This window comes from Exiguobacterium sp. UBA1053 (assembly GCF_002316465.1).
GTDB classification, from domain to species: Bacteria; Bacillota; Bacilli; order Exiguobacteriales; family Exiguobacteriaceae; genus Exiguobacterium_A; species Exiguobacterium_A abrahamii.
The window spans coordinates 152,434-165,740 of record NZ_DCDO01000006.1; the positions used below are offsets into that span (position 1 = coordinate 152,434).

Genomic DNA, 13,307 nt, shown 5'->3' on the forward strand with positions numbered 1-13,307 from the left:
AGAAGGAGCACAAGGCATCCAACTGATTTGCTCGAATGCGATTGAAACGATCTATACGCTAGAGGAACTAAACGCGTGACTGACGCCGTTCGGAACGTCTGATGCATCGCGTTCTTCCGGCGGTTCCGGCATCGGTCTGTCGATTGTTCAGCAAATCATGGCGCGTCATGCGGGGAACGTCGCGTTGACTTCACAAGACAAACGCTTCAATGTGACCTGTCGTTTTCCACATATTTCATAAGCCTGCATCCGATGTGCGCATCGGGTGCTTTTGTGGTCAGGTTGTTACTTCTTAGACACTTCTTTGAAATTGGAATTCGATACACTAAAGACTGTTAGAAATTAGTTGTCGTTTTAAAGGAGTTGTTCGTGTCTTATGAAATCCTCGTCTCGTTCGATTACATATATGCCAGGGCTTGATGGCTTACGTGCCTTCGCTGTTCTATCTGTCATTATCTACCATCTGTCGGTTTCATTCTTCTCCGGTGGTTTCCTCGGTGTTGATCTCTTTTTCGTCCTATCCGGTTATCTGATTACCGGTCTCTTGTTACGCGAGTGGCAGACGACCGGACGCCTCGATTTGAAACGATTTTGGATTCATCGCTTCCGTCGCCTGTTCCCGGCCCTATTCGTCATGCTATTACTCGTTCTCGGGTACGTAACCATCTTTGAACGCGAACTGTTGCATACGGTTCGCCAAGATAGTGCCTTTTCGCTCATTTACGGGACGAACTGGTGGTATATCTTCCATGACGTCTCCTATTTCGAGTCGTTCGGTAAGCCATCACCGATTCAAAACCTTTGGTCGCTCGCAATCGAGGAGCAGTTCTATCTGCTATTCCCGATCTTACTTTGGTTCGGAATGAAAAATCGTCGCTTGTTCCTGCAATTGATGGGCGTTGCGATCGGTGCATCCGTGCTTGCGATGGCGATTCAGTTCACACCTGGTGAAGATCCAAGTCGTGTCTACTATGGCACGGATACTCGGTTATTCGCCCTATTGATTGGGAGTCTACTCGCTTTCGCGTGGCAACCAACCCGCTTTAAGCTCGATATCCCAAAACGTGGTGTCCGGTTACTGAATCAAATAGGTGCCGTTACTTTGCCACTCTTGCTTATATTGATGATTGTCACAAGTGAGTTCGGAAGCTTCTTATACCGGGGTGGCTTTTTCCTTGTCGCCGTCCTTGCTGCACTATTGATTGCTACAATTGCTCATCCGGCGTCGATTTGGAGTCAATGGTTTGCGCATCCAGCACTTGTTGCGATCGGTAAACGATCGTACGGTCTATATCTGTGGCATTTTCCCGTCATCGCACTGATGACGCCAGTCGAGCAAATCGGCACGTTCTCATTACTTCGGACCGTATTGATCGTCGTTGTGCTGATTGCATTAACCGAAGCATCGTATCGCTTTATCGAACGTCCGATTCGTCAGCACGGACTATCCGGTTATTTAGAACGTCTGTCGTTACATCCGCGGCAGTTACATCAGTTTTCGACGTTGCAGTGGACGAGTGTTGCCGTGTTGACGATTCTCATCGTCAGCTTCATCGGTAACTTATCGATTCTTGCTGTCTCCGATACGCCAAAGCCAGAACCTGCCTTTCATAAGGTAGCGGCACCAAAAGAAAAACCGAAGCCGATCCTGAAACCGACGACACCAAAAGCAAAGCCCGATCAGCGAAAAATCTGTCGACCGACGCTTGCGATCGGGGACTCGGTCTTACTCGGTGTCGAAGATTATCTCGGCAGTACGCTCAAGCAATTGACGATTGATGCGAAACTCGGTCGTCAGCTGCGAGAAGCGATTCCGCTGAGTGAGCAGTATTCCGCGTACAATCGACATGGACGCCAAGTCATTCTCCACCTCGGAACGAACGGTAGCTTCCGAAAGGATCAGTTGAACAGTTTGCTCGATCAATTCGCAAATGCCGATCACGTCTATCTGGTCACTGCACGCGTCCCGCGCCCGTGGGAAGCAGAGGTCAATCAGATGTTACGCGAGGCATCGAAACGGAAGAGAGTCGAACTGATCGACTGGCATGCTGTTGCCGTCAAACATCCATCTTACTTCGAAGCAGATGGTGTCCATTTAAATATCAAGGGCGCACGTGCCTATTCGAAGATTCTTGCGAAAGCAACGAATTGCGCTGTTTCAACGAAATAAGACCACGTCAAACAAGGTAGCGGAACGATCCGCTACCTTGTTTTTTATACTCATCCTGTCGCTAGCAACCCAAGATAAATCAAACTGACGCTGAATAAACTCAGCAAGACACCAACTGCATGACGACGATATCCGAGTAAGAGCAGTGGTAAGCTCGCAATGCCGATCATCAAGACCCATCCGTCCCCAGCTGGACCACTGGTCGGTAGTTGTCCTAGCGTCGGTTGTTCGAGACGACTGAGTGATGCACTCGCTATGAACAGCAATACTAAAATGATACTTTCCATCCGGAGTAACGGACGTGGATCGTACGTTGAGTCAAAACGCAACCGCCGCCGGACGAGCGTTCCATTACAGAAGGCGTAGAATAAAAGTGGTAGCAGCAAGAGGTGCTTCAGCAACAACGCTTGACCGTATGGTACACCCCAGAGATTCGTATAGCGTTCAAGTGGAATCGCCAGTTGCATCAGTAACAGACCCGACAGGCTGACACCCGTAAAGGCGATCCGGGCAAACGGACTGAACCAACTTAAAAAGGCAGACCAATGAGCGGTCGAGCGGGCACCGATGGCTATCCAAAACACGACACCGATCCAAGCTGTCACACATAAAAAGTGACTAAATTGAAGCGTCCACCCGAGCGCACCGTATTTGGCTGCCGCATGACTTGTTCCTGCGATACCAATCCATAACGGGATCGTCAAGAGTGCGAGCAGGATGGACCGTCGCTTTTGCCATGCGAATACGATCAACAGGAGTAAAGCAGAGAAGTAAACGACAAGAAACATCCGACCGATATGCAACTCCAGTAACCCCGTTCGTAGAGCTTCTGTCATCGTTTGCGTCGAAAGTAGAAAACGAACGGCACCAAAGACCGGGATGCTCGTTCCAAGAACGAGCATCCCGAGTCCCGCTACCGCCCACGACGTACCGTCCATTAATGGCGGTTTCCGTTTCCTTGGGATGAAGCATAATACCAAATAGCCCATCCAAAGCGCTCCACCCATATAGACGAGTAGTTCTCCTAGAAACGCACTCATGTCGTGCGACGACGTAACACGAGAAGGATGACGATACTGATTAACAGTCCCCCGACGATCCATGGGAGCAGTGTCGGAACGAGTCCTTTTGAAACAGGCTCCGCTTCAGGAACGACTGCTGCTTTTGTTTCCATCGGCTCAGCCTTTTCTACAGTGCTTGTTTCAGCTTTTGCCGCACCCAGTACCGTAAAACGAATCGTTCCTTTCACGGGATGACCATCATCTGAAATCGACGCCCACTTGATCGTGTATTTTCCTTCCGTTAAAGGCTCTGAGACGACAGCACTCAGTTCATTTCCGATGATAAGTGGTTTCGCAAGGGCTTGTTCAACTCCATTCGCGTCTACTACACGTAAAGTACTCGTTTTTTCAACAGCCTCACTGAACGTCAAGCGGATCCGATCGACAGGTTCCGATAATGCCGAACCCTCTGCCGGATTCGAGCTTTTTAAACTCGTGTGTGCTTCGACCGATATAGGCAACAGACAAACGAGGAATAGGAGTACAAATCGGATAATGCGCATGTCGTTTACCTCCTTTCTGCTTGATGTGTAAAAGAAAACCCGCTGTCACCAGCGGGTCGTCCTTTATTGTTGCGGGCGACGACGGAGTGCGAAGAATCCAAGGATCGATGCTGCTGCGATACCAAGCAGTGACCAGACGATACCTGTCGTCGATGCTTTTTCTTGCATACCACCGAGACCAGTGTTCGGCATTCCAGGCGCGCCTTTGAATTTATCTGGGAACTGATCGACGATTGCTGTCGCAGTCCCTTCCCCTACGCCGTACATATGCGCGTACGCTTCGCGAATCGCTGGGTACGCTTTGTCGTAATCTTTTTCATTGTAGCTATTGAAGGCAAGCAAGAGTTGGTCAATGTGAACCTTCAACCCTTCTTCCAAATCTTTCGCTTTCAAGCGTCCTTCTGTTGCTGCATCGAGGAATGCTGCCTGTTCGACACGGTACTCATCGAGTTCCTTCACAGCCATGTCGCGTGCTTGATCATCTTTCGCACCTGTTGCTTTGACATAGTCAACAAAGTAGCCGATGTGGCTCGACCAAATCTTCTTGAATTGTTGCGCTGCTTCACTACCATAAACAGAGCCAATCGAAGCTGTCAGGTCATCCGTATTTTGATTCAAGGCACCGGCCGCAGCATCAAAGTCTTTTGCTCCGTCAATCCCTTTTTGCATCGCGAGCACTGCAAGCGCCGCGTGTTCAGAGAAGTTTCGGTTCAGTCCGGCACGAAGATCAGCTGCTGGTGTATCAACTTTCGTATTTTTGAATTTATCCGGGTACTGATCAACAATCGCACCAGATAACCCTTCTCCGACCATATACATATGCTCGATTGCTTTACGTAGATTACTGTAGGCAGCATCATAATCACCAGCAACGTAGCTATCGAACGATGTTAACAGTTGCGTGATATGGACTTTTAGTCCTGCTTCGAGATCCGCTGCCTTCAGACGTCCTTCCGTTGCTTTATCGAGGAACGCAGCCTGTTCGACACGATACTCATCAAGCTCTTTCAATGCTTTTTGTTTCGCGTCTTCGTCCTTGGCACCAGTTGCTTTGACGTAATCGACGAAGTAACCGATATGGCTCGCCCAGATTTCTTTGAAGGCAGCGCCTGCTTCTTCCCCGTAGACTGATCCGACAGCTGCCGCTAAATCATCCGTGTTTTGATTCAAAGCACCGGCTGCCTGCTCAAAATCTTCTTTACCATCAATTCCTTTTTGCATCGCAACGACTGCGAGATACGCGTGTTCAGATAGAATTTGATCGAGTGTCGCTCGTAAATCCGATGCTGGAGATGAGACATCGAGGGAGACTTTTCCTGAACTGTGAGACATCTTACTATGGTCCTCATGACCATGTGCACTAACACCTGCTGCTGGAATCAACAATGCGGCACTAAGCGGAACAGCGAGATACGACTTTTTCATCTTCATCTTATGAACACCCCTTTGATTTTTTGGACTTCACATAGATAACGTAAGGAGTTCACGAATAGTTTTATCTTTTCACATTTTTTATTTAAAATATTTTTTATTAAGAAATAAACTTATGTAGTACTTTCATTATTTTTTAGTTTTTATTTACTCATTTCGCGAAACAGCCGACTTATTTTCTAATCATTTCATTAAAATCTTCTTATAACCTCATCTTTTATCTTTTACAGAACAGGAGTGGACTCATGAAACGGATTGTCATTAGCGCAGTACTTGCTTCGCTCGTCGTCTCGCAAGCAGTTGGACCTGTCGAAGCAAAAAGTAAATCGAAGAAGAAACCTGTCATGCAAGTCGATCGAGACAAAAACGGGATTCCAGATGCTTGGCAAAAACAATATCATTTGGGATATGGAAAACAAGTCGCAACAAAAGATCACGATCGCGACGGTTTGATGAATGTACAAGAGTATCAACTTCGTCTCAACCCCACTAAATCGGATTCGGACCGCGACGGAATCAAGGATGGGAAAGAAGATTCGGACCGCGATTCCCTTACGAATCAACAAGAATACACAGCGCATCTAAATCCATTGAAGAAGGATTCCGATCAAGATGGTATTTCTGATGATAAAGAAGATCAAGACAAAGATCGATTGACGACACGAGAAGAATTCATCGTGGGTACGCAGCCACTGAAAAATGATTCAGATCGTGACGGCATCAAAGATAACGAAGAGGACCGCGATCAAGATACGCTTCTGAATGAAGACGAGTTCGAACTTGGTTCTGATCCAACCAAAGCAGACAGCGATCAGGATGGGACTCGAGACGATCAGGAAGATACGGATCAAGACGGAGTTCAGAATGACCAAGAACTCAAACGGATCATGATCAAAGTGACGGATACGAATAAGAAAAAATTCGAGTGGCGCTACAGTAATGAACATCAACGGAAAGAACTGCGCTTTAAAGACGAGATCGGTATTACTGACGTTGCGACGTTAAAAGATCGTCTTCTCGTCACGCCATCGATGACGGAAGAAGAAGTATTAACGTTAGTCGCACAGGCACTTCAATTACCAAACATCAAAACGTTACACGTCCAGATCAAGTTCTATAATGGACAGGAACTCGAATCAGAAGATGAGCACTCAGATGACGATGATTCTTCGGATGATTCAGAAGATGATGATCAAGATGATGATTCAGACGATCATGGAGACGATGACGGGGATGATCACGGAGATCATGGTGATGACGATTAATCGTCTATACGAAAAATGAGAGGGCGGAATAGTATTCCACCCTCTCATTTTTTATTTCCTTATTCTTCAATGATGGTGACCGCTACTTCCGCCAGCTGGTTTTGCTCCGCCTTGTAAGATTTTTAAATCTTCTTTCGATAACTCACCGACGATGAACTGCCGTGTTGGCATGATCATCGTACCTTCACTGCTTGCATGCGTTTTGACATAATACAAGCCGGATTTTGGTAGTGCCTTCGCAATCGTATAGACACCCGGCTTTGTCTCCTCTGCCGGTTCCATACTATAGCGTACTGTTCCATCTGCTTTCCAAATTTCGAAATGTACATAATCGACTTTTTGAACCGGTTTGGCTTCACGCCAGACTGTTGCTTCAAACGTCTGCTTTTTCTTCGCATCCGGTTGTAAGTCCTTTGGGATATTCATTTTGATCGATAACGGCTTAGCTACGGCATACTGTTCTGCTGCATCGGAATCGACCGCACAGCCAGCAAGACTCGTCGTCGTGACGAGCAGTCCGCCGAGCATGAGTGTTTGTATCGATTTACGCATTGAAGAACCTCCTTACACTCGGAATACGACGGATGACGAGGAAATCGACCAGCCAGACGACGAGCAACGATAGACCGACGAGCGGGAAGACGATTCCCAGCACGACAAGCACAGCGAGGAATCCTTTCAACATGAATGCTTTCGGACCTTTTGGCGCCCCCATCCCTTTACTTGGTTTTCGCTTCAGCCAGAGATAGAAACCACTGACTGCCACGAGAATGATTCCGAGACAAATCAACAGACTAATTAACTGATTGAACAAGCCGAATTCCGTTCCCTTATGGAGTGTGATCCCGGTCGCGACGATCTTTCCGACGATACCATAGTTGTCATAACGATAGTCGGCGAGCACGGCACCGGAATATTGATCGAGATGGATCGTCGCTTCATTCTGTGCTTTCGCTGGATACGCAGACAGCGTATAGACACCGCTCGGGTCACTTGGAATACTGATCTTAAAGCTTGGATCCATCCCTTGTTGTTTGCCGATTGCAACGATGTCATCGATCGAAGCCGGAACAGCACCTTCGACTTTCGATTGCGGGACATCAAGTGTTTCGGCAGCCCACGGGACTTCCGCGATATCCTTCGTTTGAAGTGTTGACGTCGGTGCCTCCCCACCCCAGATGGACGGTGGATAACCAAGCCCTTGGTTCGTGACAAGGGACTGGAAGTTCGTTCCCCAGAAACCGGACCACGGTAAGCCAGTCAAGATCAGGAACAGCATCCCTGCTGTGATCCAGAATGCTGGAACAGCGTGGAGATCACGACGGAATAACTTCTTTCCTTGACGAAGGCGCGGGAACAAGACACCTGACAGTCCCTTTTGCTTACGCGGGAACCATAGGAACAGTCCCGTCACGATCAAGACGATTGCCCAACAGGCGACGAGTTCAACGATTCGGTCGCCAGTCGTTCCCGCCATCAGTTCCCCGTGGATCTCTTCGATTTTATTCATGATCCGGTCATTGTCAGATAATGTTCCGATGATCTTACCAGAATACGGATTGACGAAGACTGTCGCCGACATATCTGGTGACGAAACCTTCACTTCACTGGATCGATCGTCGGATTCACCCGGTCGGTACGACGTGACAAGTGCATCGGGATACTTCGCTTTGACGCGATCAATCTGTTCCGTCGCAGTGATGCGATCTGCTTGTGGTGTAACTTCATAATACGATTGATACAGGACGTTTTCGATTTGTGGCTTAAAAAGATAAATGGATCCTGTCACAGCAAGCATGACTAGGAACGGTGCAAAAATGATACCAGCATAAAAGTGCCACCGCCAAATCGTCCGGTAAGCAGAAGAAGTCGGTGCTTTTTTGACCGTCTCTTCCGTCTGCATGAGATTCATATGTATCCTCCTCTGGCAATAAATATGTCCACTCTGTGAACACCTCCTAGTATAAGCGTTTACAATCCAATTTCAGCCACTTGCTTGTGACGATAAATTGCCAATACGGTGTGTAAATCACGTAGCTTTTAAGAAGTGAAAAACGTCTTTTTTTGACAATGATTTCACTTTTCTTGTAGATTACTTCTTATTTCAAAAAACTATCCTTATTCATAAAACCAAACTTCATCTAAAAAAGCGAATCCTGATCTGGATTCGCTTGCTCGTGTGATGTTTTTATATTGAAGAACTTTCCTCGACTGATTCCTTTTGACGCCGATGATATACGATACCTGTTATTACTAGACCGATTAAGATGACTACGATCGCACTGATGATTCCGGGATTCACCTGAAGCCAGTTCCACAGCTCTGACCACGTCACAGCTTCTCCGATCCGAACGATCAAAAAAGTCCAGAGTCCTGTATAAACGCCTGCTGCTAAGAATGTCATCACTAAATAACGCGGTAACGGATAACCGAGGAGTCCAGCGACATAATGAATCGGATGTCTGACGCCGGGTAAGAAGAACGATAGTCCGATCGCCCATAACCCGCGCCGTTCGATGATCGTTTCTGCTCGTTCTAAGAAACGTGACTTCATCCACCGTTTGACGAGCGGAATCTCACGGAAGAACCGAGCAAGTAGATAAAACCATGTAAAGGCGATGAAGAAGACCGGCCATGCGGTCAACCAGATGACGACCGGGTACATCCCCTCTCGTAATCGAAGTGCTGCAAAACTCATCATCAAGACATCGTCCGACAATGGGGTGAACATGATTCCGCCAGCCAGGCGGACGAGTGCCATGATATCCATCACGTATCCCTTCTTTCTGTTTCTCTCTATTTTCAGTATCCCCGATTTTTCTGAAGTTGAGCCCTATCCATTTCTTAAGTTCTTCTTTAGTTATACTTTTCCGATCAAAAGAGATCATCATCGATGATTTAAAGTCACGTAGACCGTAAGACATGTATACGCAACCGTTCAATAAAAAATCCTTTTCCCACATCGAGAAAAAGGGTTTCATCCGTCCGTTCGAGAAGGGGTACAACGTACATCTGAACGCTCATCTGATAGGAGGAATTTCCATGTTACATCGCCGGAAGACCTATACGATTCGTCCCGAACGCCTAGAAGAATTCACTGAGTTTTTCCATACCTATTTGTACCCGCTCCAAGTCAGCCATGGTGCCCGTCTTGTTGGTCGCTGGGTGACCGAGGCAGAAGATGAAGTCATCGCCATTTGGGAATATCGCGACCGTGAACATTACGAACAAGTCGATCGTGATGTCCGCAACAGTGCTTTACGTCGCGAAGCGATGAAGAAACGCGCGCGCCTCGGCAAAAACCTCTATATCAAATCGTATGAAGATTTCATGACAGCGACCGGTACGTATGCTCCCCCTCGCGCGATCGTCAGCGTGACCGCGTACATCACGAACGATGCCGGTGAAGTCCTGCTCGTCCGCAACCTCCACCGGGGTGATACGTATGAGATGCCGGGTGGACAAGTCGAAAATCACGAGTCGATCCTTGACGCCATCAAGCGAGAAGTCAAAGAAGAGACCGGTGTTGATGTCACGATCGATGGCATCACCGGTATCTATCAAAATGTCTCAAGCCATGTCCTGTGCGTCTGCTTCCGTGGGAAAGCCGTCGGTGGTGAACTCGCGACACAAGAAGGCGAAACGACGGATGTCGGCTTCTTCCCACTGACACGTGACTCGCTGAGTGAGTATATCAAACGGGAACACTTCCAGTTGCGGACGCTTGATGCGATGGATCCCCATTACTTCCCGCATGCCTTATATAAAGTCAGACCGTATGAACTGATCAGCCGGTACGACGGTAACGCAACGTCGTCTTCACGGTAAACCAAAAATCCCCTTACAGTGTTTTCACTGTAAGGGGATTTTTTTCGGTTACGTTGTCAATCGAGCGGTAATTCCGGCATCATCGGTGACATAGACATCGCCTGCTTGATCCGTAACGGTATAAGCGGAAGACTTTAACGCCTCGATCGCTGCTTGGAGCGTCGCTTGATCCGGATAACGTAGTGTCCAGTAGACGAGTCCGACCGCATCTTCCGGATTCGTCGGTGCGTTGACACCAGACCAGACGTTCAGACCGATGTGATGGTGATAGCCACCGGCAGCAACGAACAATGCACGCATCCGCGAAGCGTCAGCGGCAACTTCAAAGCCGAGCGTCTCGACATAAAATGACCGTGCTGCTTCGAGTGTCTTGACGTGGAAATGGACATGTCCCATGACCGTATCGCTCGGCATGCCATACCAGTCTTCTTCTCCCGCTTCGACGAGCATACTTTGCCAATCGACGGGATCCGTTGTCATTTTGACGTCACCATTAGCTTCATACGTCCACGTCTCACGTGGACGATCGGCATAAATCTCGATCCCGTTCCCATCTGGATCCGATAGATAAAAGGCTTCACTGACGAGATGGTCACCTTGACCAATCTCGATTCCTTGTTCGATCAAATTCCGGATGACGAAACCAAGTTCTTTTCGGTTCGGTAGCAAAATCGCAAAATGATATAACCCGGCGACCGAGTTCGGTGGAAAACGGCGGGCATTCGGATGGACTTCAAGTTCAACGAGTGGTGTATCTTGTGCACCGAGTACCGTCAACTGATCCGTTTGTGTCAGCACGCGTAATCCGAGTGACGTTGTATAAAATGAAATCGAACGGTCGAGGTCCGTAATACGCAAGCGAACAGGACCGAGTGTGATTTGTGGATGAATGGACATGTTGTTTCCTCCTTCAATGAAATAGCTCGTATCCCTATTATTACGCGGAAGCGATCGAAGCGGAAGTAGGCACGAATAAGTGGTATAGTATCCTAAACGATACCATGAAGGAGGAAGACTGATGGAAGAGACACCAAGCTGTCGGGTCGAGACAGCACTCGAAATCTTGACCGGAAAATGGAAACCGTCGATTTTACTTGTCTTGATCACACACGGAACGCTCCGCTTCAGTGAATTGAAACGACAATTGCCGAACATTACGCAAAAAATGCTGACGGCTCAACTGCGTGAGCTCGAACTGAACGATATCATTCATCGCGAGATTTATCAGGAAGTTCCACCTCGTGTCGAGTATTCGCTGACGGATTATGGTCGGACGCTCATTCCAGTTCTTGACGCCATCAATGCATGGGGCGAACAACACGTCATTCATCTTGAACAGAAAGAAAAACTCGCTTCCGCTTCTCAATGAGGAATCCATTTCAATGTGATTTCTCATTTTTTATGGAAAAACCTGTCTATTATCACGTATACTGACGTAATAGACTTCTGTTTTCGGAAAGGAATGAGTCCTCATGCATCAACTTCATGCGATCGAGCAACTGGTTGCTCGACTCAAACAAGATCCTGCAGTCGAAGCTATCTTCTTGAAAGGATCTTTTGGACGGGGAGAAGAAGATGTCCATTCAGACATCGATCTGTACTGTCTCGTCTCAGAAGAACGTCAAACAAAATTCTTATCGCGTCGTTTGTCCCACCTTTCTGCCTATCGTTCAATCATCTGGAAAGATGAGATCGATATCATCGCCCCACAAATGATCGTCGTCTATGATGATCTGCTACATATTGATTTATTCACGGTGACGCTTGATTCGCTGAACCATAAGGATCAATTGCGTGTCTTATATGATCCACAGGAACAGTTGACGGACTTTACCGACACATGTGACTTAACACTTTCTGCTCAAGAAGCGACCGATGAAGCAATCGATGCCGTCTGGTTCTTGTTCCAATATAAAAAAGCAGCAGCACGGGGAAATGACTTATGGGCAGTCGAGATGCTCCGTAGCGCCTTGATCAAGTTCGCAAAAGTATTACTCCATCATCATGCTCCTGAACGAGCGCAACTGGGATTAAAGACGATTCCGACGACATTACCAGACCATCCACGCCTTGCTCTTGAAGCAATCTACGACGTCCTGACACCCGCAACGCACGCTGAAGCGGTTCAACGTTATTTGGCTTGTTTAGAGACCGAACGAAACGCGCTCGACCAGACGCTTGCCTCTCATCCGGAGACGCTCGCTCTACTCGATCGATTAACGCCTGAACTCTCGATCCAACAATCAGGACGGTAACAAGAAAGGAGTAGTGGATAATTCCGCTACTCCTTTCTATGCTCGCTCATTAACGTGTCAATTGAATCTCTTTTGATTGTCCACCTGCCCAGCCAAAGCCAGATGAGACCTCAAGCTTCGGATTTTTCACCTGTTTCGGTAATTCGAAGACGATGTTGCCGGTTTTCTCGATATTCGGGTTGATCGTCTCTAAGAAGAAGCCCATCCCGTCTTCATTCGCATAAAGATCGAGTTCCGTATCGGCTGAGTATTCCGTATCGCCGACATTGACTTTAAACATGTTACTGTCGACGAATCGCTCTTCCTTATCTCCGTTTAGAATCGTCAGACCGATGACTAAGAATTGTCCTGATGTTTTCTTTTCGCCGAGGACGTTCGATAAGGTATCGACCATCTTGACGTCGTTGACGACGTACGTCAGTTTCCCGACCTTTACCTGATCATTCACCCCGTACGTTTTCTTGACCGGCTTCGCAACTGCTTTTGCTTTCACTGGTTTTGCTTCTGATTTGACTGCTTCTTGTTCGACTTCTACTTTTTTCTCCGGTGTTGCTTGTTCTTCGTCATCTCCTAGATTTCCGAGAATAACTGCTCCGATCACGATAATTCCTGCCCACTTTAATCCTTTTTTCATGTTACTTCCTCCTTTTAATTTGGCTGACTCACGTCTGATAGCCCTAGTATAGAAAGAAGCAACCCCTTATCCTTTACACTTTTTTGACCAGGTTATTTTTTGTTTAAGGTCCGATAAAAAGATTGACAAAAATAAAAGAGAACGCTAATTTCAGCGTCCT

The 13,307-nt window shown here is 47.5% G+C and carries 14 protein-coding genes; 6 read left to right on the forward strand and 8 right to left on the reverse strand.

Features of this window, described 5'->3' with window-relative positions; translation table 11 throughout:
* Nucleotides 1–79 precede the first annotated feature (79 nt).
* Nucleotides 80–241, forward strand: coding sequence for an ATP-binding protein (locus B3G15_RS15985; protein WP_414651115.1), 162 nt, complete (start codon nt 80–82; stop codon nt 239–241).
* 135 nt (nt 242–376) lie between these two features.
* On the forward strand, nt 377–2,170 hold the full coding sequence (locus tag B3G15_RS06025) for an acyltransferase family protein (RefSeq protein WP_290717081.1): 1,794 nt from the start codon (nt 377–379) through the stop codon (nt 2,168–2,170).
* A 50-nt stretch (nt 2,171–2,220) separates the two neighbouring features.
* Here the strand turns inward: B3G15_RS06025 and B3G15_RS06030 are convergent, their stop codons facing one another.
* The 3 genes from B3G15_RS06030 to B3G15_RS06040 form a co-directional block, all read right to left on the reverse strand.
* A complete protein-coding gene (locus tag B3G15_RS06030; RefSeq protein ID WP_290717084.1) occupies nt 2,221–3,210 on the reverse strand; it encodes a copper resistance D family protein in 990 nt (329 codons plus the stop codon).
* A complete protein-coding gene (locus tag B3G15_RS06035) occupies nt 3,207–3,734 on the reverse strand; it encodes a copper resistance CopC family protein (protein ID WP_290717088.1) in 528 nt (175 codons plus the stop codon). Before B3G15_RS06035 ends, B3G15_RS06030 begins: the two co-directional genes overlap by 4 nt.
* 63 nt (nt 3,735–3,797) lie before the next feature.
* Nucleotides 3,798–5,165 carry a hypothetical protein gene (locus B3G15_RS06040; protein ID WP_058704647.1) on the reverse strand — a complete coding sequence of 456 codons (1,368 nt, stop codon included), beginning with the start codon at nt 5,163–5,165 and terminating at the stop codon, nt 3,798–3,800.
* Between the two features lie 245 nt (nt 5,166–5,410).
* Between B3G15_RS06040 and B3G15_RS06045 the strand changes: the two genes are divergently transcribed.
* Complete coding sequence (locus B3G15_RS06045; RefSeq protein WP_290717093.1) at nt 5,411–6,430, forward strand: hypothetical protein; 1,020 nt, start codon at nt 5,411–5,413, stop codon at nt 6,428–6,430.
* A gap of 66 nt (nt 6,431–6,496) precedes the next feature.
* Here the strand turns inward: B3G15_RS06045 and B3G15_RS06050 are convergent, their stop codons facing one another.
* The 3 genes from B3G15_RS06050 to B3G15_RS06060 form a co-directional block, all read right to left on the reverse strand.
* On the reverse strand, nt 6,497–6,982 hold the full coding sequence (locus B3G15_RS06050) for a FixH family protein (protein ID WP_290717096.1): 486 nt from the start codon (nt 6,980–6,982) through the stop codon (nt 6,497–6,499).
* A complete protein-coding gene (locus B3G15_RS06055) occupies nt 6,975–8,342 on the reverse strand; it encodes a PepSY-associated TM helix domain-containing protein (RefSeq protein WP_290717099.1) in 1,368 nt (455 codons plus the stop codon). The genes B3G15_RS06050 and B3G15_RS06055 overlap by 8 nt, the downstream gene beginning before the upstream one ends.
* Before the next feature lie 276 nt (nt 8,343–8,618).
* A complete protein-coding gene (locus B3G15_RS06060; RefSeq protein ID WP_023466840.1) occupies nt 8,619–9,200 on the reverse strand; it encodes a DedA family protein in 582 nt (193 codons plus the stop codon).
* 272 nt (nt 9,201–9,472) lie between these two features.
* Between B3G15_RS06060 and B3G15_RS06065 the strand changes: the two genes are divergently transcribed.
* On the forward strand, nt 9,473–10,258 hold the full coding sequence (locus B3G15_RS06065; RefSeq protein ID WP_023466838.1) for an NUDIX domain-containing protein: 786 nt from the start codon (nt 9,473–9,475) through the stop codon (nt 10,256–10,258).
* Between the two features lie 48 nt (nt 10,259–10,306).
* Here B3G15_RS06065 and B3G15_RS06070 read toward each other — a convergent pair whose 3' ends face one another.
* On the reverse strand, nt 10,307–11,155 hold the full coding sequence (locus tag B3G15_RS06070; RefSeq protein WP_290717103.1) for a VOC family protein: 849 nt from the start codon (nt 11,153–11,155) through the stop codon (nt 10,307–10,309).
* Nucleotides 11,156–11,276: 121 nt separating this feature from the next.
* On the opposite strand from B3G15_RS06070, the gene B3G15_RS06075 reads away from it, so the two are divergent.
* Both B3G15_RS06075 and B3G15_RS06080 read left to right on the forward strand, forming a co-directional pair.
* Nucleotides 11,277–11,627, forward strand: coding sequence for a winged helix-turn-helix transcriptional regulator (locus B3G15_RS06075; protein WP_290717105.1), 351 nt, complete (start codon nt 11,277–11,279; stop codon nt 11,625–11,627).
* A gap of 103 nt (nt 11,628–11,730) precedes the next feature.
* A complete protein-coding gene (locus B3G15_RS06080; RefSeq protein ID WP_290717107.1) occupies nt 11,731–12,513 on the forward strand; it encodes a nucleotidyltransferase domain-containing protein in 783 nt (260 codons plus the stop codon).
* 49 nt (nt 12,514–12,562) lie between these two features.
* Here the strand turns inward: B3G15_RS06080 and B3G15_RS06085 are convergent, their stop codons facing one another.
* Nucleotides 12,563–13,147 (reverse strand): DUF4352 domain-containing protein, encoded by a 585-nt coding sequence (locus tag B3G15_RS06085; RefSeq protein WP_290717109.1) that lies wholly within the window; start codon nt 13,145–13,147, stop codon nt 12,563–12,565.
* Nucleotides 13,148–13,307 lie beyond the last annotated feature (160 nt).